General features: G+C 55.9%; 20 protein-coding genes. 10 read left to right on the top strand and 10 right to left on the bottom strand.

What is annotated here, in order from left to right:
• Positions 1 to 44: 44 nt before the first annotated feature.
• Positions 45 to 1,586 (top strand): sensor histidine kinase, encoded by a 1,542-nt coding sequence (locus AC0JZ1_RS11940; RefSeq protein WP_471882577.1) that lies wholly within the window; start codon positions 45 to 47, stop codon positions 1,584 to 1,586.
• On the top strand, positions 1,558 to 2,517 hold the full coding sequence (locus AC0JZ1_RS11935) for a peptidoglycan-binding domain-containing protein (protein WP_471882576.1): 960 nt from the start codon (positions 1,558 to 1,560) through the stop codon (positions 2,515 to 2,517). The genes AC0JZ1_RS11940 and AC0JZ1_RS11935 overlap by 29 nt, the downstream gene beginning before the upstream one ends.
• Positions 2,518 to 2,540: 23 nt before the next feature.
• Here AC0JZ1_RS11935 and AC0JZ1_RS11930 read toward each other — a convergent pair whose 3' ends face one another.
• Positions 2,541 to 2,774 (bottom strand): hypothetical protein, encoded by a 234-nt coding sequence (locus AC0JZ1_RS11930; RefSeq protein ID WP_471882575.1) that lies wholly within the window; start codon positions 2,772 to 2,774, stop codon positions 2,541 to 2,543.
• Positions 2,775 to 2,944: 170 nt separating this feature from the next.
• Here AC0JZ1_RS11930 and AC0JZ1_RS11925 point away from each other — a divergent pair, with 170 nt between their 5' ends.
• Positions 2,945 to 3,277 carry a DUF1491 family protein gene (locus AC0JZ1_RS11925; protein WP_471882574.1) on the top strand — a complete coding sequence of 111 codons (333 nt, stop codon included), beginning with the start codon at positions 2,945 to 2,947 and terminating at the stop codon, positions 3,275 to 3,277.
• Between the two features lie 156 nt (positions 3,278 to 3,433).
• Here the strand turns inward: AC0JZ1_RS11925 and AC0JZ1_RS11920 are convergent, their stop codons facing one another.
• A complete protein-coding gene (locus tag AC0JZ1_RS11920) occupies positions 3,434 to 4,510 on the bottom strand; it encodes a DUF2336 domain-containing protein (protein ID WP_471882573.1) in 1,077 nt (358 codons plus the stop codon).
• 574 nt (positions 4,511 to 5,084) lie between these two features.
• Between AC0JZ1_RS11920 and AC0JZ1_RS11915 the strand changes: the two genes are divergently transcribed.
• Positions 5,085 to 5,264, top strand: a complete 180-nt coding sequence (locus AC0JZ1_RS11915; protein WP_471882572.1) for a hypothetical protein — start codon at positions 5,085 to 5,087, stop codon at positions 5,262 to 5,264.
• Positions 5,265 to 5,272: 8 nt separating this feature from the next.
• Here the strand turns inward: AC0JZ1_RS11915 and AC0JZ1_RS11910 are convergent, their stop codons facing one another.
• The 5 genes from AC0JZ1_RS11910 to AC0JZ1_RS11890 form a co-directional block, all read right to left on the bottom strand.
• Entirely contained in the window at positions 5,273 to 5,821 is a 549-nt protein-coding gene (locus AC0JZ1_RS11910; RefSeq protein WP_471882571.1) for a DUF1254 domain-containing protein, read from the bottom strand.
• The gene (locus tag AC0JZ1_RS11905; protein ID WP_471882570.1) at positions 5,814 to 6,401 is read right to left on the bottom strand and encodes a DUF1214 domain-containing protein; all 588 of its coding nucleotides are present in this window, start codon (positions 6,399 to 6,401) and stop codon (positions 5,814 to 5,816) included. Before AC0JZ1_RS11905 ends, AC0JZ1_RS11910 begins: the two co-directional genes overlap by 8 nt.
• Positions 6,402 to 6,674: 273 nt before the next feature.
• The gene (locus AC0JZ1_RS11900; RefSeq protein WP_471882569.1) at positions 6,675 to 7,886 is read right to left on the bottom strand and encodes a hypothetical protein; all 1,212 of its coding nucleotides are present in this window, start codon (positions 7,884 to 7,886) and stop codon (positions 6,675 to 6,677) included.
• A 12-nt stretch (positions 7,887 to 7,898) separates the two neighbouring features.
• Entirely contained in the window at positions 7,899 to 9,122 is a 1,224-nt protein-coding gene (locus AC0JZ1_RS11895) for a hypothetical protein (protein WP_471882568.1), read from the bottom strand.
• Between the two features lie 192 nt (positions 9,123 to 9,314).
• On the bottom strand, positions 9,315 to 11,501 hold the full coding sequence (locus AC0JZ1_RS11890) for a transglycosylase domain-containing protein (protein WP_471882567.1): 2,187 nt from the start codon (positions 11,499 to 11,501) through the stop codon (positions 9,315 to 9,317).
• A 174-nt stretch (positions 11,502 to 11,675) separates the two neighbouring features.
• Here AC0JZ1_RS11890 and AC0JZ1_RS11885 point away from each other — a divergent pair, with 174 nt between their 5' ends.
• Positions 11,676 to 12,134 carry a YcgN family cysteine cluster protein gene (locus AC0JZ1_RS11885; protein WP_471882566.1) on the top strand — a complete coding sequence of 153 codons (459 nt, stop codon included), beginning with the start codon at positions 11,676 to 11,678 and terminating at the stop codon, positions 12,132 to 12,134.
• 89 nt (positions 12,135 to 12,223) lie between these two features.
• Positions 12,224 to 13,084 carry a GIY-YIG nuclease family protein gene (locus AC0JZ1_RS11880; protein WP_471882565.1) on the top strand — a complete coding sequence of 287 codons (861 nt, stop codon included), beginning with the start codon at positions 12,224 to 12,226 and terminating at the stop codon, positions 13,082 to 13,084.
• Positions 13,085 to 13,272: 188 nt separating this feature from the next.
• Here the strand turns inward: AC0JZ1_RS11880 and AC0JZ1_RS11875 are convergent, their stop codons facing one another.
• Complete coding sequence (locus tag AC0JZ1_RS11875; RefSeq protein ID WP_471882564.1) at positions 13,273 to 15,258, bottom strand: methyl-accepting chemotaxis protein; 1,986 nt, start codon at positions 15,256 to 15,258, stop codon at positions 13,273 to 13,275.
• A gap of 383 nt (positions 15,259 to 15,641) precedes the next feature.
• On the bottom strand, positions 15,642 to 16,028 hold the full coding sequence (locus tag AC0JZ1_RS11870) for a hypothetical protein (protein ID WP_471882563.1): 387 nt from the start codon (positions 16,026 to 16,028) through the stop codon (positions 15,642 to 15,644).
• Between the two features lie 411 nt (positions 16,029 to 16,439).
• Here AC0JZ1_RS11870 and AC0JZ1_RS11865 point away from each other — a divergent pair, with 411 nt between their 5' ends.
• Positions 16,440 to 17,333, top strand: coding sequence for an NAD-dependent epimerase/dehydratase family protein (locus AC0JZ1_RS11865; RefSeq protein WP_471882562.1), 894 nt, complete (start codon positions 16,440 to 16,442; stop codon positions 17,331 to 17,333).
• 70 nt (positions 17,334 to 17,403) lie between these two features.
• Here AC0JZ1_RS11865 and AC0JZ1_RS11860 read toward each other — a convergent pair whose 3' ends face one another.
• A complete protein-coding gene (locus AC0JZ1_RS11860; protein ID WP_471882561.1) occupies positions 17,404 to 18,441 on the bottom strand; it encodes a hypothetical protein in 1,038 nt (345 codons plus the stop codon).
• Between the two features lie 221 nt (positions 18,442 to 18,662).
• On the opposite strand from AC0JZ1_RS11860, the gene AC0JZ1_RS11855 reads away from it, so the two are divergent.
• The 3 genes from AC0JZ1_RS11855 to AC0JZ1_RS11845 are packed head-to-tail and all read left to right on the top strand — an operon-like array spanning position 18,663 to position 21,774.
• Positions 18,663 to 21,155: a heavy metal translocating P-type ATPase gene (locus AC0JZ1_RS11855; protein ID WP_471882560.1), complete on the top strand. Its 2,493-nt coding sequence runs from the start codon at positions 18,663 to 18,665 to the stop codon at positions 21,153 to 21,155.
• Complete coding sequence (cueR, locus tag AC0JZ1_RS11850; RefSeq protein WP_471882559.1) at positions 21,152 to 21,574, top strand: Cu(I)-responsive transcriptional regulator; 423 nt, start codon at positions 21,152 to 21,154, stop codon at positions 21,572 to 21,574. The genes AC0JZ1_RS11855 and cueR overlap by 4 nt, the downstream gene beginning before the upstream one ends.
• Complete coding sequence (locus AC0JZ1_RS11845) at positions 21,571 to 21,774, top strand: heavy-metal-associated domain-containing protein (RefSeq protein ID WP_471882558.1); 204 nt, start codon at positions 21,571 to 21,573, stop codon at positions 21,772 to 21,774. The genes cueR and AC0JZ1_RS11845 overlap by 4 nt, the downstream gene beginning before the upstream one ends.
• The last annotated feature ends 64 nt before the right edge of the window (positions 21,775 to 21,838 follow it).

Below are 21,838 nucleotides of genomic sequence, written 5' to 3'. Positions count from 1 at the left end.
TGTTCGCTCATCAAGATTCGCGGTTAGGTATTGGCGTGCGCGTAATGAAAAAGATCAGTGGGAAAGCGGTCCAAGCGATGGATCGCCTGTCCCTGCGGTGGCTCCAGATGGTGAGTGATCGCGATGACGTGCGCGATACCCATGTGGTTGCGCTGCGGCTTCTGTGCGCTGTGTGCCTTGCCTGCCTCTTCCTGTTTCCGGTTCTTTTTGTCTCGGTTCTCAGTCCCGCGCTCGCCCTGCCGGTCTCGGCAGCCCTCATGCTGGCAACGCTGGTTTGCGTCACGGCTGCGGCCATCATGCTCACGCGTGATGTAAAGGTGGAAGCGGTGAGCGAGACTGCGATCGCGGAAGCCTCCATGCTCGATGTGCTGCCAGGTCTGGCGCTGATCTGCGATCCGCAAGGCCGCATCCAGCGCACCGGCGGACGTGATCATTATCTCCTGCCTGCCAGTCGACAGAACGCCAGTGGCCCGAACGGAATGACCTTGGCCGAACTGGTCCATGTGTCAGATCGTATTGCCGTGCAGCAGGGGCTGGATATCCTGCGTCAGGGCGGAAGTTTCGCCCAGGTAGAAGCCCGTATCGAGCAGGGGCTCGATCAGGCCGGCGGACGCCAGTTTCTCGCAACCGTTCTCGACCTGAGCCCCGTCAGCGATGAAAACGGCGATTTGACCCAGGTCTTCGTGCAGTTGCGCGAACAGACCGAGACGGTTGTCTTGCGGGAAGAAGTTGCCATCCGCACGGCAGAGGCGCTCTCTGCCAATGAAACCAAATCCCGTTTTCTGGCAGCGGTCAGCCATGAGCTTCGCACCCCATTGAACGCCATTCTCGGTTTTTCCGATGTGCTGGCTGGCGAATATTTCGGCAAGCTCGGCAATGATCGCCAGCGGGAATATGTCGATCTGATCCGCCAATCGGGCGCGCATCTTCTGGCCGTGGTCAACACCATGCTGGATATGAGCCGCATCGAAGCTGGCCGTTATGAATTGCTGACAGAGCCCTTTCCCTTGGCTGAGGCGGTCGAAGCCTGCCGCGCCATGCTGGATCTTCAGGCCCGCAACAAGGGCGTCACCCTCACCACACGGCTTGGCCGCAACCTGGGCGAACTGGTGGCCGATCCACGCGCCGTGCAGCAGATTTTGATCAACCTGGCAGGCAATGCGATCAAGTTCACCGATGGTGGCGGCGTTGTTACCATGGATGCCGTGCGTGAAGGTTCGCGCATGAAGCTTATCGTCAGCGATACTGGCATTGGCATTGCGCCGGAAAAGATGGCCCTGATTGGCCAGCCATTCTGCCAGGTGCAGGATGATTACAGCCGTGGTTTCGAAGGTTCAGGGCTTGGCCTGTCTCTGGTTAAGGGTCTGGTTGCCCTTCACGGTGGACAGTTTGCCATTGAAAGTCGCCTGGGCGAAGGAACTGTGGTAACGGTGACCCTGCCGGTGGATGGACCCGCCGGTGAGATCGCCGCTTCCGAGAGTGGTGAAACCGTCGAATTTCCCCCGCGTTTGGCCGCTAAGGCCGAGGCGGTTGTAACGAGTAGACAGGGATTAGCGCATGACCGCGCGCAAGCGAAGAGCGCCTGAGCGGAAGAAGCGACCGAACAAGGAACCGGGCCTGTTGTGGCAGACCCTGGCCGTTCCCGGTCGCGCACTCGCCCAGCATCCTCGCGGCATTGCAGGTCTTTTATGCGTGTCCGTCGCCTTCAGCTTTGTTGCTGCCAATGCGCTTTGGTATCAGCCGGAAAATCATCCGGCACCTTTCCTGCGCACCCGCGATCAGCACGATCCCAATGCCATTGCAGGCTTTCGTCCTTTGCAACGCCAAAGCGATGAGGATGTCACCACCTTCCGCATCGAGCGGGCAAGGGGAGATGATCCGGTGCGCCAGCTGATCCCCACGCAAGAGCCAGCTCGCTTGAGTGCACCGGATGTTCCGCAACAGAAGGTGGCCGCCCAACAGCCCGCCTCGGACCCGGTACGTGACCTGATTGCGCATCCCCAGCAGGATTTGGCGCAGCAGCACGGCGCGCAGTCCGTGCCGCATTCGGCTGAACCAGGCTTGGAGCAGGCGCAGGCCGCACCGCCCGCTGCCCATATTGCCGTTCCGATCCAGCGCCCATCCGGCAATCTCTCCGGTGATGATCCCGTCGCGGCTGCCATTCGCACAGCGCAACGGCAACCGGCACCAAAACCACCGGCCGATATTCCAGCCGTCGCAAAGGCCAACAAGGCAGCAGCGCAGGAAAATCTGCCGGCCACGCGCATTTCCGCTCAGCCGGCAAGCGGCACGGTCCAGGCTGCCAATGGCACGAATGTATCGGATAGCATGAACCTTATCATGCAGATCCAGCGCGGACTGGTGAATATCGCCTATACGGATGTCACGGTGGATGGCGTGGCAGGTAGCCAGACCAAAGCGGCGATCCGCCATTTTCAGAAACATTATCGTCTGCCGGAAAATGGCGAGCCATCGGAGCTTGTACTGCGCAAGCTGAAATCGATCGGCGCGCTCTGATAGTGAAATCAGACGGTCACGCCTTAGCGCGGATGTTCCTGAGCAAAGACCAGCAGGGTCCAGCTCACCGGGCCTAGAACAACATGTTCGTGGTGGCTGCCGGGGATAGGCTGACCTTTCGAAATGGCAACTTCATTGCCACAGGTCTTGCAGCGGTAGATGCCGCTGTTGGGAACCACTTGCCCCGGTTTGTACGATTGATCGAATGCACCCCCATCGCTTTGGGTTACATGCTGAGAATATTTGAACTTCGCCATGCTAACTGAACCCGCTCAATGAATAGGTGTGGATCAATGTTTCATATCGAAGATAAGGCGTAATATATTAAATAACTTAAAATGCCTCGACATGCTGCTCCATAGCGATGCACAGCAACTGGTGGACAATCGGTATCCGTCATTCACGGCAAGTCTTTTGAAAGTTCGACATGCGCCTCAAATCCGAAATTTTCATCTCCGCCCTGACGCGTCGTGCCTTTGCGCAAGGCGGCTTTGCCGCGATTGAACATCGCGGAGCGGATGAGGCGGGCGCCATTTTCATTCGTCAGCGTTCTCGTGATGGGCTTGAAACGCTCTATGCGCCCGCACCTCAAACAATGGTGGAGGAGGCAGGGGAGCGTCGGTTCGAGCTGAGGCTTCAGAAGGTCTCGGCCGAAGAGGTGGATGCCGCCTTGGCAAGAGAGCGCCGGTTCGATAGCGATCTCTGGGTGGTGGAACTGGAAGTCGATGAGATCGGCGACCTCATCCCGCTTGGTGGCTGAACCAGCGTGTTTTCACGAACTTTCGAGTGGAAACACGCTTTTCCAGGTTGCCTTAGAGCATGTCGCGCAAAAGTGTGCAGCGGTTTTGCGATGACGACATGCGAAAAAACAAGAAGTTAAAGCGTATTGCGTGAGGCTGATAAGCCGCAACGTGCTTTAGCGCCGCGCCATGCGGCGCAATCTATCATCTGTCCGCGCGGCTTCATCCTGCGATCTGGCGGGCAGTGGGTTTGTATCCGCATAGGTGTAGCGATCTGCACGGCACCAGGCTTCCAGGCGGCGGGTGCACTCATCCGCATCGAGAGAAGACCATAGAATTTCGCTGCGGGCCTCGTTGCCCACGGTTTCCTTCAGATGGCTATAGAGTCGCTCCAGAATGAAGAAGGCCTCTTCCTGGCCCATGCCCAGCGCTTTCAGTGTCGTGCCCATCTGATGGCCGGAGAGATCCATCATGATCCGCTCCGCCAGCCAGCGGCTGGACGTGAGCGTATCGGCAAGGCATGTCGCAAAGGACTCTGCATCGCGCGCGCGTGCAAAGCGAACCAGCAGGGCTTCCTGCACATCGGTTGCCGAGCGAAGACCAAGCCGGTCATCGGCGGGGCGCTGCTGCATATGGGCAAGCTGCTTGATGGTCTGGCGCAGTGCCTCGTCTCTTGCTGCGGCCATGTCTGTGTCGGAGGCAGCACTTTGAAGAGGCGCGACCGGCTGTTGCACATTTGAATGAGGTCCGGGCTCGGCGCTCAGGGCCGGGCGCGACGCTTCAACACGTTTGGTCTCGGAAGGTGCCCGGGCATGGCGAAGGCTCACCAGCGCATCGATGACCTTCGTCGAAAGGTCCGGCCTTCGCACAATGGCGCGGGCGTGATCGGCACCCTGCATGCGGGCAATGGCAATGAGTGCATCATCGCTAAGGCAGGGTGAAGCGGCAATGAAGGGGGCGGCAATGGCAATGGGCTGGCTTGCGATGAAGAAGGCCACGCTTGGCGGAATGTTGTCGTTCTGGGAAAGGGCGGCCACCGCCTGGCGTCGCGCCTCTTCGGTTGATGCCGTGTATAGGGGGCTGAAAAGCTCGGCGAACTGACGCAGTTCCGATTTCGTGGGATGCTTCAAATCCTCGAAGCTGGTGACGGTTGCCATCAGCACAACATCCTTTTTGCGCATTGCCTGCGGCCTCTCAAGTTCCCGATAGCGGTCCACGCTCATATCCACCGACGCATTACAAAAGACAGACATTCAAAGCTCGCCACAGCACCTCATGCGCAGGGTGTACCAACCGTCCGACCAGAAGAGGCGGCGGACCGCAACCACAGGGGCGACGGCTCCGGCATAGTTAAAATAGTCTGCTCAGAATGGGGTTAATGTGGGGTGAAGACGAGGGGGTTTATGCTCAATTTTAATCAAATACGTGCCAGTTTGGTAATCTGTCGCTGAGGTCAACTGTACGGTCGCTGACGCATCACGCGTAACGAAAATAACACAAGGCTCGTTCAAGTTGCAGCTAATATAGCATCTCTGAAAGCGGTTAACGGCTTGTTAGGAATTCCATGTATGAAATGGTATTCCAGCGCATGAACAACCTCTTAGTGCAAGATGTCTTGATGTAGGCGGCGTGGTTCGAACCCTGCCAACTATATCGAAAAGGTGAAGCAACCACCGGCTTGTTCTTGCGTTAAATGCATTGCTGGCCCGAGGACCGCTGGCGTTGAGGAGAACGGCGCAGATGCCTTGCAAAAGGATGCGTCAGCCCCACAAGGGGCAGGGTGAAATCGACCGTGTTCATCCGTCTCATCCTTATGTGGAGACGAGAATGGCAGAGATCGTTGTCTTGAAAAAATGGCGTGAAACCCATCCGGAACGGGCTCCCGTTCGGTTGAAGTCACCCACACCCGCTGAACTGGTGTTCTTCATGGGTGTCCGTTATGAGCGGCTGGAAGATCTGACCCATCGCCAGATGGATGAGGTCTCACTGCTGCGCGATATCAACTGAATAAGTGCCTATTCCCACTCCATCGGGCTGCACGTCGCGGTGTTGAGGAAGTTGGCTGTCGCCTCGCGGAAGCTGAGCTGCGGGGAGAGCGCCCGCAAAACCGCATAGCCCTCATTCCGAGTGGTTTCCACGATAATGGGCTGCAGCGCGGAAGAGGGTAGCGCCTTCCTGAGTGCCGTTGCCTGAACAGGCGTCGCCACGATCAGATCCAGCTTTCGATCGGCAGCCGTGCGATCATTGATGCTGAAGGTTTCATTCGAAGCGCTGTCGAACGTCGCGAACGACCAGAAGGGAACCGCACTGGTTGCCGTCATCCGCACCGGCTGGTCTGAAATGTCGAATGAACAGACGGCCACCTGCAAAAACGGATCATCCTTCGTCAGCCCTGCCGCATCGGGCTTTTCGCCAATCGTGCGAAACCGATAGGCAGCGCCTTCCTTTTCGATGCGGCTATAGGTATCGCGCTCGCTGAACGATGGCAGCGAAAGAATGATGACGAGATGCAAAAGGCCAGCGCCGACAAGGCCGGTCAGGACAGTCAGGATCACCCTAAGCATTGCCGCACCCGATCTTTTTCAGTTTTGGCATGGTCAGATCCAGCAGGCCGGAGCTTCCCGCCGTCGGCGTATCCAGAAGTGTGAGTGTCAACCGGAAGGGTCTGTCTTGCGGCACTGAAAGCCAGTTGCCGGGACGTGCACCAGCCGAAAGCTTGATATCGAAGCTGCCATCAGGCTTTCGCAGTACAATGCGCGAATTCAGCGCCACCGGGCGCTCCGCATCCGCCCGCGGCGGCACCTGCGCGTCAGCCGTCACGAACAGCGTCCACATGCGCGCTTGCGGGGTCTGCCCGCTCATCAGATAGCTGCAATTGCCATTCAAGCCAGCGCCATCGTCATCCACGGACGCGGTGAAGCTCAATCCCTCGGCACTGCCCAGCAACAAACGCCCCGCATTGGCGCGATGCGCCTTGGCGTAAGGGTCTGCATCAATGGTCTGCGCCTGCGGAAACGCCTCCCACGGCCCAAGCTTGATGGCCCCGAAGCCAGTGGTGGCATCAAGCGCAATCAAGGTAGACCAGATGCCGCCGCCAAAGGCGACAATCAAACCAAGCGCAACGAGGAGGGGAAGACGAAACAAGCGGGGGCTAACCTTTGCAAATCACGGAAAGAGACCTACCACTGTTTCCCTTGCGGGTGAATGGTGTGCAGGAATGGAACGGCGAGTTTCTGTGCACGCATGCTCAATGCCGTTCGGTCACGGCCACGCTCTGGCTTTTCACCATGGCGATAATGGGGTTAGTTCAGGCTGGGGGCAAACGATACTCTGACGGGCGAGGACCGCTCTTGACCCATTGCGGTCATTCGCCCACACTATTCGTTTTAGTCATTAGCGTGTTGGGACAACTACGCGCTAACGTCTCGTCCAGACAGGCTTTGATTTGAAAGGTTTCTTATCAATCACACCTTTGACAATATTGAAGCCATCTTCCTGCAGTCGTAGTACGGCGGGAAAGTCGAAGTATTTCGCGTTGATGTTTGCCAAGTACCATTGGCTTTCGAGGTAACTCCTAAACTCCGTTGCGCGCTTGTATCGATCCGCAATCTCAAACGACGGAGCTAAATCCGATATTGAAGACCGACACTCTTCGTCGAATATAGGCGTATCAGTCGACGTCGCATCCAAGAACGAAAATGCCCCCATCCAGTGCTTCACATGGTATATGCCAACCGAAGTTGCTCTGAAATGAAACTGATCCGGTAATTCATTCTCGGGAACTTTCAGCTCTCGAAAGTGGGCGTAAGGCGTCTCGATGAGGCGTTTACCTGCCAGTCGCCTCAGCGCATTCCGGGTCTGGTCTTCGATGAAACCGTGGCGCAACATTTCTGCGACGATGAAATCCCCCAACACGAACCCGTCGCTATCCTTGTCCCCTATGTTGGAGCTCAGGTAGGAGACGATGAGGGAAGCGAGAAAGTGTTCACGGGCGTCTGCTGTCGAGACGTCAAAGACATTCTGGGCGACGAGAGAGGATTGCGCATTAAAATACGCGTATTCGCCTAGCAGAGCGTGCTTAGTGAATTCGTGCAGAGGAACCTTATAGCCTCCCGTTTCCTGCTCTATCCTAACAATTTTTTGAGAATCAACGTTCGGACTTCCGCAGAATGACGTGATTAGCTCTATTACTGCGCGCGTGTTGCCAGCGCTAATATTGCTTAAAAACTGTTGTATTGCCTGATTTGATCTCACCGAGCGCAGGGTCGCATTAAGAAAAGCCACAACACTGCCAAGCTGAAGTCTAATGCCCTCCAATTTGCCTGGCTTCTCTTTCCCCTCCGCCACCCGTACCGCAAAAGTTAGGCGTCGTTGTACCACTTCGTCGGCCGGTGGCGGCGAGATTGTTAAAATTTTGTTCTGATAACCTGATAACGCGCCAGTAGTCTTCGAGTCATAGAAAGTGCTGGGTCTTAGTGCGATGAAAATCAGTAAGTTCCGCCATGATGCCAATTCTTGAGATATAAGAAATGCTTCCTGCTGTACGGCTATTCCACGCTGGTCAGCGTTGTCCATTATTATGATGATTTGTTTGCCACGACCTTGCACAATGTGACCAAAGGCGGCCATCAAATGGTTGTCCTATTGCGCAATTTTCGTCGATAGGAATTCAATTTTTTCTCTCTCGTAGGCAGTAGGGTCTACAGTTTTCAGTCGACCTTTAACGCTATTATCAAAAGCCCGAAGTTCTTCGTAATATATCGTGTCTGCGAATGCAGCCGAATTGATATCAATGTCATATTTCTTATTGAGAACGGATGGAATCTCAGAAAGTACGAAGGTTTTTACGTCCTTTGATAGATTCGCTTTAATACCAAGATTGATGTGAATGAAGTAGGTGTTCGCTTTTTCACCTACATCCATTCTTTCAAAGAGGTTCTCGAAGAACGATGTCTTTCCCACGCCTACGTCCCCCAGTACGACGACAGGGCGTGAACTCGATCTTCCTAAGACTGCGGTTTCATCAATCGCGCTGGGTGTTATGCCGTCGCCGCTTACGCGCTTGTAACGCGCGGAAATAATTTGCTTGCTGAGCAGAAGATGCCGATTGTTAGCTTCAATGGGTACGTAGCAATCGCGGTAAAACGCGGATTTCAGGTCGGGATTGTCTTCAATCTCCTCAAGCAAAAGTTCTGATAGGTCCCGCAGATTTTCCTGGAAGGCATTTCTGTACCGATGTCTCATCGGCTCAGGAATGACTATCGATGCCTTCTCAGGTATCCTCGGATTGCGATGGATCGCAATGTCCCTATATGCTCGATTTTCTGAGATTCCTTCTGGTGATAGCAGCGTCCAGAGAAGTGAGAAATTTGACAGATAGGCTTCAAACCCGTTGAACAGAAAGCATTCGCCCTGTAGCGGTGACTGACCAGGGATGATTGCTTGGAAGATCGCCAGTTGCGGACCGTTACACACGATGGCCACTTGCGCGCCCAGTAGTGAGCAATACGGAATAACTTGGTGGACAGCCTCCTTAAACGCCGGGGACGCTTTCATCAGAGGTTCGAGTTTGCGGACCAAGGTCGGCTTACCAACAGGGAGATCGCCGAATGTGGTCGCCTCCCGCTTCGCTTCTAAGACTGCCTTCGGCGGATGCCCGAGCACGTAATCGGCCTTCCCACCAATGCCGTCTTGGACTTCAACTCGGACATTCGGCTTTTCCCAACCAAGACATTCTGTAAAGAGCCGATCGACAAACTGAAATCTGTTTTCAGCTTCGTTCCAATGGGAGCTGTCCGGCGGAAAAGCCGAAACAATCGACCTCAGTCGCTCTTCTCCTTCGCTTAATTCAAAAGGTGCTTGCATCAATCCCCCAAAAACGCCGCGCTGATGGAAACCAGTACACGTTCCGCGTCAGTTTAGCGACTTGTTTGATCTATACAATATCACCGCCAGCTATCGGCTTGCGCGACGTTTTGGGAACGCTTATCTGGCCTAGCTAAGAGATGAATTTCGGCATACGACCAGTCGGTCATCGCCAACTTCAAGGCGTTTCCGTCAGGGTGAAGCCTTGTCCGCTGCGGTTCCCACCTGCGCTTCTGCCACCTTCTGGCCGGGGGCAAGCGGCGGCGCGGCAGATAAGCTCTGGCCGATCTTGCGCAAGAGGCGCGTGGTTTCCGCTGAAAGCGAGCGGGGGCGGGCAATGGCTGCCATGCCGCCGGCGGTTTCGTGTGCCGCAACGGAAAGACCCGGTGCATGATTGCCAGCGGGAAGCGGGTTCGGGATGCCCGGAATGGGCTTCAGCTCAATGCCCTGGTGGGCATAATCCATCAGCTTCTTGAACGTCATGGCGGGCAGGGCGCCGCCGGTCATGTTGTTCATGGAGGTGAAGTCGTCGTTTCCGAACCATACGGCTGCCGTATAATTGCCGGTAAAGCCGATGAACCAGGCATCGCGGTAGCTCTGCGAAGTACCCGTCTTGCCGCCCGTCACAATGCCGCCATCCAGAGCCGCACGCCGCGCCGTGCCAATTACCGGGATCTGCGTGAGGATGCGGTTCATCGAGGATGTCGCCTGTTCGGAGACGATGCGCTGGGCGGGCGGTTCATCGCGCTGGAAATCGTAGAGAACATCGCCCTCGTAATCCACCACCTGCGCAATGCCGTGGCGGCGCGATTGCAAGCCACCGGCGGGCATCACCGCATAGGCCGTGGCCTGGTCCATAACCGTCACTTCGGATGTGCCAAGTGGTACTGTCTTGTCACTGCGCAGGGGTGTTGCCACGCCCATGGCCTTGGCCAGTTCCACGATGGGCTTGATGCCAAGACTTTCCTTGGCCAGCCGCACCGGCACCGTGTTCAAGGATTGCGCCATGGCCGTCAACAGGTTCACCCGGCCCTTGTAGGAGCGGGCATAGTTCTGCGGCGACCAGTTGCCCCAGGAAATCGGCGCATCGGAAATCATGCTTTCCGGCGTGAAGCCATGCTCCATGGCCGTTGTATAGGTATAGAGCTTGAAGGATGAACCCGGCTGGCGTAGCGCCTTGGTGGCACGGTTGAACTGGCTTTCGCCGTAATCACGCCCGCCGACCATGGCGCGCACGTCGCCGCCGTTTTCAATCATCACCATCGCGCCCTGCTTCACCTTATAGCTATCGCCATATTCGCGAAGCGAGCTTTCCACTGCATCTTCCGCAGCCTGTTGAAGGCCCATATCGATTGTGGTGCGCACGACGAGCGAGCGTTTGCGGATCTTGCCCTCATCCGCCAGACGCTGAACCTCATCGAAAGCCCAATCGAGGAAGTAATCAGGCGCGGGAGATTGCGCCCGGTCAATCACGGTTGCCGGGTTGCGGCGAGCGGCAATCACCTGACCTTCCGTCATCAATCCGCCCTGCACGAGGTTGGTCAAAACCTCATTGGCGCGGGCTCGGGCAGCGGGCAGGTTCACATGCGGGGCATATTTCGCCGGTGCCTTGAAGAGACCCGCCAGCATGGCGCTTTCGGCGAGGTTCACGTCCGTAATGTTCTTGCCGAAGTAAAATTGCGCCGCCGCCGCCGCGCCAAAGGTGCCGCCGCCCATATAGGCGCGGTCCAGATAAAGCCGAAGGATTTCCTTCTTGGAAAGGTTCGCTTCCAGCCACAGCGCCAGGAACGCTTCCTTGATCTTGCGTTCCAGCGAGCGTTCATTGGTGAGGAACAGGTTCTTCGCCAGCTGCTGGGTCAGCGTGGAGCCGCCCTGCACAACGCCGCCTGCCTTGGCATTCTCGTTCAAGGCGCGCAGAAGGCCGAGAAAATCGATGCCGAAATGGGTGAAGAAGCGGCGGTCTTCCGTCGCCAGAACCGCTTTGACCAGATGATCCGGCAATTGATCCACCGGCACGGAATCTTCATGAATAATGCCGCGATGGCCAATCACATTGCCGTAGCGATCAAGAAAGGTAACGGCAAAATCGCCGCGTGAGCGCCAGTCTTCCTTGGTTTCCTCAAAGGCGGGCAAAGCGAGCGCCAGAAGCAGCACGAAACCGGCGGTGCCAAAGGTCATGGCCTCATCGGCCAGCTCCACCACCACGCGCTTCCAGCCGCGCACGCGAAACTTACGGGAGAAGATGGTGATTTCTTCCCAGATTTCGCCAAGCTTGAAGCCAAGGTTCCAAAGGGTGGAATCGATCCAGCTGTCGATACGCAAGAGCAGATGGCGCTTGCGGCGACGCTTTTCTTCCGGCGGATTGGAATCGTCCTGCACCCTGGATTTTCCTCATCACGACCATGACGCTTGACGCCTTCCTCATGAAGGACGAAAAGCCAAGGCAAATTCTTTCTACCGCCAGATGGCTGATAAATGGTTGATGAGCGCTTAACGCGTGTCTCAATCTTGCCCTTCGCTCAACTATGCCTACCGGCATCAAGAAATTACAAGATGGAAAATCCTTTCTGGAAAACGAAACCGCTGGATCAGTTAACGCAAGGGGAGTGGGAAAGCCTCTGCGATGGCTGTGGCCTCTGTTGTCTCAACAAGCTGGAGGATTGGGAGACGGGCGAGGTTGCCTTCACCTCCGTTGCCTGTCGCCTGCTGGATGGGGAAAGCTGTCGCTGCAAGGACTATGAAAACCGCCAGGCCACGGTGCCCGATTGCATTCAGCTGACCCCGCAAGCCGTCCACGAAATCACCTGGCTACCCCCCACCTGCGGCTACCGCCTCGTGCGCGATGGCGAAGACCTCTACTGGTGGCACCCCCTCATCTCCGGCGACCCAGATACCGTGCACCAGGCCGGCATCTCAGCAAAAGGCCGCACCATTTCCGAAGAGGACGTGGATGTGGAAGATTTCGAGGATTATCTGGTGGACTGGCCGCTCAGGGTGGGTGAGGGTGAGTGAGGAGTACTCCAAATGTCATTGAATGCAGCGAAAACATTTAACTATTTTTTTGCGGCTTGGGCTTTTTCACCGAAAGAGTAGCATGGCAAATGGTATTGCAAGTGAAAACTTTGGATTTTGATTCTGAAACCCTCCTCAATATTGGCTTTATCGATATTGGAAAATGGCAACTTGAGAGTAAGTTCATACAATATGTTTTGGATGGAGCGGATTCTATTGGGAATAACGTTTTTCTAGATGTTCCGAATGCGCTCTATGCTTTCGTCATCCATCAACAAGTCGTTTACATAGGAAAAACTGCTCGCTCCATCAGGAAGCGTTACACTAGTTACTGTCGTCCCGGATCTACACAGGCAACCAATCAACGCTGCCATCGCAACATTAAGGCCGCGCTTGCTGAAGGGCAGGAGGTCCGAATTTTTGTCTTCACGCCAATAACTCATCTTCGCTATTCAGATTTCGAGATTAATCTTGCTGCAGGGCTAGAAGACAGCTTGATCCGGCAATTTGATCCTATCTGGAACGGTCGTGATCGAGGTAGACCCGTTTCAGAAGAAGCAGAGCGCGAAGAAGTTGAAGAAAACGAACTTGTTTCACCAGCGGCTACTACTGCTGCCGACGCTGCCCAGCAAGCGCCTCATCCCCTTCAGTGCGCTGCAAGGTTCACGATCCTCCTCGCAGCTACTTACTATCGTCAAGGCATTGTTAATCCCGGCGTCGATGCAAGCAAGCACCTTGGCAATAACGGAGATCCACTTCGGATTACTTTTAGTGACGGCCGTACCCCGGTTATCTCCAAGATAAATCGGACAGCCAATAGGAACGGATCTGTACGTGTGATTGGCGGAAATGCCCAAATTGCCGAATGGTTTCAAGACCATTTTAAAGAAGGAGACGTCCTTAATGGGCTGGTGGTGGACGAGCATACGCTGTGCCTACTTTTGAACTAGAAGTGGCCTCGCTTTCATTCACTTTTCCTTTGGGTGCCTGCAATACGCTCAACGTTAGTGAGAAGTTGGTCGTTTTCTACTGACAGCTGCGGCAGGGTTTCCAGAGAAACAATCGGTGCTCCTAAAATACAAAAACAGGTAGCTACTCTCGCAGCTACCTGCCTGTTTATCGCTGAAGTCCCGTAAGCTTAAAACTCTGCCCAATCTTTCTTCAAGGCAGCGTTGCCGTGGAAGCTGCCTGCGTTTGAGGCAGGGCGGGCGCTTGCGGTATAGGCGGATGGGCGGTGGCTGCTTACTCTCACATTGACCACCTCATTGCCGGTTTTGAAGCGGGCAACGAGATTGCCGAGGTTTACCGCCTCATCCGCCAGCTTGCTGGTGGCTGCGGTGGATTCTTCCACCATGGCAGCGTTTTGCTGTGTGGTCTGGTCCATCTGGTTGATGGAGGTATTCACTTCGCTCAAGCCCGTAGATTGCTCCTTGGCGGCGGTTGCAATGGAGTGAACATGCTCGTTGATCTTGCCCACATGGCTGCGGATGGTTTCAAGCGCCGTGCCGGTTTCGGTGACGAGTGAAACGCCGGAGCTGACTTCTTTGCGGGAGCGATCAATAAGTGTCTTGATGTCCTTTGCTGCCGTGGCGGAACGTTGCGCCAGTTCGCGCACTTCCTGCGCCACAACGGCAAAGCCCTTGCCGGCCTCACCAGCGCGGGCGGCTTCTACGCCTGCATTCAGCGCCAGAAGGTTGGTCTGGAAGGCAATCTCATCAATGACATCGATGATATTGCCGATTTCATTGGAAGCCTGTTCGATGCGCCCCATGGCGGCCACGGCGTTTTGCACCACATTGCTGGATTGTTCGGTGCTGCTGCGCGCCTGAGATACCATGTGCGAGGCCTCAGCGGAGCGGTCTGTCGAGCTTTTGACCGCGGAGGTGATTTCTTCGAGCGCCGCTGCGGTTTCTTCCAGCGAGGCAGCCTGCTGTTCCGTGCGCTTGGAAAGATCATCGGAGGCCATGCGCAATTCGCCAGCGCCGCTCTTGATCATATCCACCGCGATACTGACTTCGCGCATCACAGAGCGAAGGCTTTCCATCGTGGCATTCATGTTTTGCTGCAAATCGAGGAAAACGCCGCGAAATTCGCCTTTCATGGAGTCCGTCAGGTCCCCTTCCGCAAGCGCTGCCACCACGCGGTTGGTTTCGGCAATGCCGCGATCTACGGATATCACCAGCTCGTTCACGCCATGGGCAAAGCGGTTGAGATCCGGGTTATCATACTGCTTGGTGATGCGCGCTGTAAAATCGCCAGCAGCGGCGGAAGAAACCACATGGGCAATATTGGTTTGCAGGTCGGCATTCTGCTCCTGCAGGGCGGCTTCCTGGGCGTTCAGGTCGCGTACTTTCAACGCATTCTGCTTGAACACGAGAACAGCCCGCGCCATGTCGCCAATCTCATCATCATTGCGGGCATGAGGAATATCGACGGAAAGATCACCACCAGCCACGGTTTTCATGCAGTCCGTAATGCGGGAAATCGGTGCCGCAATGGCACGGCGCCCAAAGATCGCCGAGGCAATCATGAGAAGAACTAGCAGAGCGGAGAGGATGGAGGTTATCGTGGATGCTGTTTCCTGAAGGTCATGCCGTTCAATGTCTGCGGCTTCTGCCCGTTGCTTTGCGGCATTCACGATTTCATCAGCCAAAGCTCCGCCTTGTTCGCTCATATGTTTCAGCGTTGGCAGAAGGGCAGTTATATCCTTGTTCGCGGAGCGGTTGGCCGCCAGTTGGTCGATGGCTGCCTTATAATCTGCGATCAGTGCGGATAATCTTTGTGCTCGTTCCCGGTTTGCGGGAAGCAGCATGGAGGCGCGACCCAGTTCAAGGTATTTCGATGCAGATTCATGGCGCTTCTGGATATAGGCCTGCGCCGAGGTGAATTCCGCTGGCGAAGTTGCAAGCCGCAGTTCTCCTAGTCCAATTTCCAAGCCTCGCAGGGACGCCTTCATATCCACCATGTTGCGGGCAATTTCTGATTGCACGCGTCCGGCGGAAACAGCTTGGTCTACCTGCCGGGAGAGTATCCAGCCGGCCACAGAAGTCACCAGCACAAGCACAATGCCGGTGCCAGACATAATAGAGAGTTTTGTACTGATGCGGGAAATTTTGAAAGCCATAACAGCAAGACCCTAGCTGACGGAAAACGACATGCTCTGTGCGGCGGGCGTTGACGCTACTGATCTGAAATATTTGACCAATAGTTCGAAGTTCGAAAAATCAAAGCGATTCAAGTTTGAACAATTATATTAAATTAAAATTAATCCGAGAATTTATTTGCTTTATTCAAAGGATGCTAATCTTTTGTCGCCTTATGCGAGTAGTGAGTAGCAATCACTCGCAATGGCAGGCCGGATTGTTTGTTGACCCTAAACATGAGTCAAAACGTATTCTTGAGAAATACTTTGTCACGTCACTCTCATAGGCAGCCGGCGGTAAGCTTTGGGGAAGGCTTCAGTGGAAGTTGGAGCTGCTGCCATAGCCGCGGACGGAGTTCCTCTTGTCAGCTTTTCAGGCAGAGTCTGGCGTAGAACGCCTGCAAAAGCCCAGTTTTCCCCAACGCAATGAAATATGCACCGTTCTCGCAAGATGCGCGGCTTTCATTGACGTTGTCGCACTGGACTATGCCGCCATTTGCTGAACGAGGCAGTGCCTTGTCCAACCGCGCGCGGTCATCTGCGGATAATTGCTCTCGAAAACGATCCAGCCGGTCGAGCAAGTCGGCCGCAGGCATCTTGATTTTGGCAGGTATTCCGGCTTGACCCGCGCCAGCACTACATTCTGCAATAGTATCAACCGCCGGCTTCATGCTCGCCGCATGCGATGTATCAACCGAGAGAGAGAGGAGGAACGGCATAGCAAGTATGGATTTGCAGGAATATGCACGCATGGGTTGGCGACCAGTTTTGTAGAGGCTTAAGGTGGAGGGAAATGCTGAGTAAGCGTGTCAGATGAATAGCGAGAGGCAGAGCTTGCGCGGCTCGAGAGCACGTAGACTATAATTTCACGTTTGTTCGCAAGCAGTGTGCAGGATATCGCGCATATTCTCTACCGCCTCTGTGTTGCCGCGTTAATTGGCTGCGAGATTGATGCTCGGCAAATGGGTGGTTATAGCGTCGAAAGCCGCATGATACTGCAAAACAGGAAACCTCTTTCACGCGTGTCATGGCAGCGCAGCTGATCTCGGCAAGCGTTCCCGGTGCTTTGGAGAACCTCACACTTTGAGATAGCCGCCCCACCTTCCCATACGCCCCCGCACACCCTATCTCTGCCCCCTCACAACACACATGCGGAGGGCATAATGGGCAAGCGGATCATTTTCACTGGCGGCAGCGGCAAGGCAGGGCGGGAGGCTATTCCTTACCTGCTGGCTCAGGGGCATAAGGTTCTGAACCTTGATTTGCAGCCCTTTCCCGGTGGAAGAATGCCGACGCTGATTACCGATCTCACCAATTCCGGCGAGGTGTTCAACGCGCTTTCGCAGCATTTCGGTTTTGACGGTCTCGAAACAGGTGAGGGCGTGCCGAAGGTGGATGCGGTGGTGCATTTTGCTGCCGTGCCGCGCATTCTCATCCAGCCGGATAACACCACGTTTTCCGCCAATGCGGTCTCCACCTACAATGTCATTGAAGCGGCCATGAAGCTTGGCATTCGCAAGGTGGTGATTGCGTCGAGTGAAACCACCTATGGCGTCTGCTTTGCCGAGGGCGACAAGGATTACCACGAGTTTCCGCTGACGGAAGACTATGATGTGGACCCCATGGATAGCTATGGTCTTTCCAAGGTGGTGAATGAGAAGACCGCGCGCGCCTTTGCCATGCGTTTCAAGGCAGATGTCTATGCGTTGCGCATTGGCAATGTGGTTTCGCCGGAAGATTACGATGCCTTCCCGGAATATCTGGCCAGTCCGCCCATGCGCAAGCGCAATGCCTGGAGCTATATCGATGCGCGGGATCTGGGCCAGATCGTGCATCGCTGCATCGAGACGGATGGTCTCGGCTTTCAGGTGTTCAACGCCGTCAACGACACGATTACGGCTAACGAAGACACGCGCGAATTTTTGGCCAAATATGCGCCGGGCACGCCCATCACGGATGAGCTTTCCGGCCAGGATGCGCCCATCAGCAACAAGAAGATCCGCAAAATGCTGGGCTTCAAGGAAGAGCATAACTGGCGCAATTATGTGAAGGCGTAAGCGAAAAGAACGGGGGCTGGCAGCAGGTGCCAACCCCCGGTCATTCCTCGGATTATAGTCTGGTCAGCAATCACACATACTGGTAGTTCACGCGGCCGAGATAGACCGGCAGTGTGGGGGTGATGTTCGAGCCTTCGAACATCTTCAGGTGCTGCGGCTGTACAAGGCCGCGCAATACGGCATCACGCACAGCTTTTGGAGAATTGGTCAGCTGCGCGCCTGGATCGTAGCTTGCCTGCAGGCTGATGCCAGAGCCGGTGGCCGGTGTAATGCCATTGGCCCAGAAGGAAACCGTGATCGTGCAATCAAAGCCCGGTTCCAGAACCACCGTAGTGCCGAGGATCTGGTTGTTTTGCGTGATTTTGGTTTGAGCCAGCGCAACCGGGCCGCTCGCGCCTTGCTGGTTGCTGCCCTGAAACTGGACGGTGCCGCCCATCAGACCAACGCAACTGACGTAGACATGCACTGTCTGCGAGCCTTGAACAGTCGAGGGAATGGAAAGGCCTGTATTGTAGGTCCAGGTTGCAGGGTTGTTGGTGATCGGAACGGTGTTCTTCCAGCCGATATTGAGGTTGGTCTGGATGAGCGAGCCCATGTCTTCATAGGTCATTCCGGTGCTGCCGGGAATCGGAACCGGATTGGCAGCACTCGTTGCGTAAGAGAACAGGCAATAGTGATCGCTGTTGGAGGGCACTGCTGGCGGGTTCCACAGGAAGGTTGTCGGAACAACGAAAGGCGTATTCGGCGCAATATTGTTGCATACGATGTTATTCGCACCGGTTTCCGTCTGGATGACGTTATTGATCCACTGGCTCGGCCAGTTGATGACTGCGTTTGGAGCGTAATACAGTGAAAACTGGTCGCTAACCTCGCTCGTGGCTCCATTCATGCCGCGCAAGTAGAAGTAGTTCTCGGTGCCGATATAGACATTCGAGGCATAAGGATTGCTGTTGTAGTTATTCGTCAGCACGTTGACATAATCAGCGATGGGCGTTTGCCCTGCGCAAATGATGTCTGGCGACGTGGTAAATGGTCCCGTTGCGGGAACCTGCCCTGTGGACTGCAAATTGGGCCGGAAAAAGAAGCCGTTGAAAGTTGTAGTCGCCATAATCGTTTTCCTTGAAAAAATGAAAGAAGTTGCTCTAAAATGCAACCATCGAAGGATTAGAATCGAAGAAATACACTTTCAAGTGGATTAATTTGATTCATCTATGGATTTTCTTGAATTATGATTTTCCGATAATCACTCAAATTTTGGGGGTAAAAGACCTCTTGACCTTCCCATAATGGGAAGCCTTACATGGAAGTGGAACGAAGGATTCCGCTGCCATGAACCAGATCGCTAAAGCTGACCACTTAAACCAGCCTCTCATCATTCCGGTGGAAGGCATGAGTTGCGCCTCATGCGTGAAGCGGGTGGAAAATGCAGCCGCCAAAGTGCCGGGCGTTGCAGCAAGCTCCGTCAATTTCGCTACCGAAAGTCTCAGCGTCGAGCCGGGGCAGGGCTTTTCCGCTGCCGCTCTGGCCGAGGCCATTCGCAAGGTTGGCTATGAACCGAAGGCGGAGCATGTTGAGCTGATGCTGGCGAACCCCCTGACGCCGGATGCTCTGGTGCAGCTGCAGACTGCGCTCAGTCGCCAGCCGGGCTTTGTCTCTGCACGATTGGAAGCGGGGCAGAGAGAGATTGCGGTCGAGGCCTTCGGGCGTGATCTTCGCCGCCAGCTTGCAGGCGCAGTCAGGAGCGCGGGTCTTTCTCTGGCAAGTGCCAATCCTCATGCAGATCACGCTGCGCATGGTGGGGTGCACAGCCATCATGAGGAAGATGCTGGTGTGCTGCGGCGGGATCTGGCGATTGCGGCTGTGTTGACCCTGCCGCTGTTCGTGCTGGAAATGGCTGGCCATCTTTACGCGCCGTTTCATCATTGGCTGATGGGTGCGGTCGATCAGCAGTCACTGTACTACCTCTATTTCGCGCTGGCGACGGCGGTAATTTTCGGCCCCGGCTTTCGCTTTTTGAAAACCGGCATCCCCGCGCTTTTGCGCGGCCATCCGGAAATGAATGCGCTGGTGGCATTGGGTGTGCTGGCTGCCTATTCCTACTCCACCGTTACAACCTTTGCGCCGCAGCTTTTGCCGGAACAGGCGCGCTATGTCTATTTTGAAGCGGCAACCGTCATTGTCACGCTCATTCTGCTCGGTCGGCTGCTGGAAGCCCGCGCCAGAGGCCGCACGGGCGCTGCCATACGCCGCCTCTTAAGCCTGCAAGCCAGGACGGCGCGGGTGGAGCGTGACGGTGAAAGCGTCGACATTCCAACCGATGCGGTGGAAGTGGGCGATGTGCTTCTGGTGCGTCCCGGCGAGCGCATTGCCGTGGATGGCGTGGTGCTGGATGGCGCATCGAATGTCGATGAGGCCATGATTTCCGGTGAGCCGATGGCGGTGGAAAAATCCGCCGGCGCGCACGTCATCGGCGGCACCATCAATGGTAGCGGCAGTTTCCGCTTCAGGGCGGAAAAGGTCGGTTCCGATACCATGCTGTCACAGATCATCCGGCTGGTGGAAGAGGCGCAGGGCGCGAAACTGCCCATCCAGGCCATGGTGGATCGCGTCACTGCATGGTTCGTGCCTGCCGTCATGGGTGTGGCTTTGGCTACTTTCATCATCTGGCTGCTGGTGGGGCCAGCGCCGGTGCTGCCACATGCGCTGGTGGCGGCCGTTGCCGTGCTGATCATTGCCTGCCCCTGTGCCATGGGGCTTGCCACGCCAACCTCCATCATGGTGGGCACCGGGCGTGCGGCAGATCTTGGCGTGCTGTTTCGCAAGGGAGATGCATTGCAAGCGCTGCGTGACGTGAAAACTGTGGTGCTGGACAAGACCGGCACGATAACGAGAGGCAGGCCGGAACTCACGGATTGCCTGGTGTCAGACGGTTTCAACGAGGCCGAGGTGCTGGCCTTGGTGGCAGCCGTTGAGGCGCGCTCTGAACATCCGTTAGCGGAAGCCATTGTACGCTCGGTGAAGGCGCGTGGGGTTGATGTGCCGGAGGTCGCGAATTTCACGGCACATGTTGGCTATGGCATCGAAGGGCAGGCGGCAGGCCGCACGGTTCTGGTGGGAGCGGATAGGTTGATGAGGGCGCAGGGCGTCAGCGTTGACGCTTTTTCAAGGCAAGCCCAAGCCTTGGGCGATGCTGGCAAGACCCCGCTTTACGCCGCTATTGATGGAGAGCTGGCCGCGATGATTGCTGTTGCCGATCCACTGAAAGAAACGAGCCTTGAAGCTATTCGCCACTTGCAGGCTCTGGGCCTCAAGGTTGCCATGGTAACAGGTGATAATGCTCGCACTGCCAAAGCCATCGGCCAGCAACTGGGCATCGATCATGTGGTGGCCGAAGTGCTGCCGGATGGCAAGGTGGAGGCTGTCAAACAGCTTCAGGCCCAAGGCGGCCCTGTCGCATTCGTGGGCGATGGCATTAATGACGCACCGGCGCTCGCTGCTGCCGATATCGGCATTGCCATTGGCACAGGAACCGACGTGGCCATTGAAAGCGCGGATGTCGTTCTATCTTCCGGTGCCTTGACCGGCGTTTCCGCTGCCATTGCGGTGAGCCACGCCACCATGAACAATATCCGCCAGAACCTGTTTTGGGCCTTTGGTTACAACGTGGCGCTGATCCCGGTTGCGGCGGGCGCGCTTTACCCCGCTTTCGGGGTGCAATTATCACCCATGATTGGCGCCGGTGCCATGGCGCTTTCCAGCGTCTTCGTGCTGACCAATGCCCTGAGGCTGAAAAGCATGGATTTGAAAGGAGTGGCGCGATGAATATCGGCGAGGCTTCCAAGGCGTCCGGCGTATCCGCCAAGATGATCCGCTATTACGAACAGATTGGCCTCATCCGCCCTTCCGGCCGCAGCGAGAACAATTACCGGGTCTATGGGCCAGATGATGTGCATGTGCTGCGCTTCATTCGCCGCGCCCGCTCACTTGGCTTTTCGCTTGAGGAAACGGAGAAGCTGCTGGCCCTGTGGCAGGACCGTGAGCGCGAAAGTGCAGCGGTGAAAGAGGTTGCCGTCGCCCATATTGCCGATCTGGAACGGCGTATCGCTGACATGCAGGGCATGGTGAAAACGCTCAAACATCTCGCCCATTGCTGCTCTGGCGATGGACGCCCCGACTGCCCGATCCTGGATGATCTGGCGCAGAATACATCAGTCAATTCAATGGAAAGGAAAAGCCGATGACTGTTTTTCACGTACCGGACATGACGTGTGGCCACTGCGAAAAGACCGTAACAGCGGCCCTTGCGAAAGCGCTGCCTGGTGTGCCTGTGGCGGTGGATCTAGCCAACCACCGGGTCACGCTGGATGGCGGAGATGCCGCCAAGGCAGAAGAAGCCATTCGCGATGCTGGCTATTCCCCGGAAAAGCTGAGCCTCGCCTAAGGCTCTCTCCCGGCAAAACCGGGGAGAGAACGAGAAGCAATGGGGGAGCGCGCTCCCCCATGTC

Source organism: Affinirhizobium capsici (assembly GCF_977018625.1).
This window is presented reverse-complemented; position numbering and strand designations above follow the sequence as displayed.